1 protein-coding gene is annotated in these 234 nt (G+C 47.4%); it reads right to left on the bottom strand.

The window, feature by feature from the left end; genetic code table 11:
* Window positions 1–234, bottom strand: a 234-nt coding sequence (locus Q4563_RS22825; protein ID WP_303606175.1) for a FixG Ig-like domain-containing protein, incomplete at both ends; no start/stop codon positions are given.

Below are 234 nucleotides of genomic sequence, written 5' to 3'. Positions count from 1 at the left end.
ACAATAAACTCAATATTGGTTTTACTGGATGGTAATTTGGCGATTGCCGGGTCAATTTCAAGGTTGACGGAGATCTCGCGCAATTCGTTAACCCGAATGTTGTAGGTGTCTGGAGAATCCATGGTGGCGTTTGGCAGTCCCTCAACCTTGAGGAGATAGGTACGCGGTTGCTGCGACATATTCATCATTTTCAGGGTGTAGCTATTGGTGACGGTATCGTTCGGTGTAACGCGG

This window comes from Gilvimarinus sp. 1_MG-2023, from assembly GCF_030548285.1.
The sequence above is the reverse complement of the archived record's forward strand: the minus strand, read 5'-3'. Positions and strand labels throughout refer to the sequence as shown.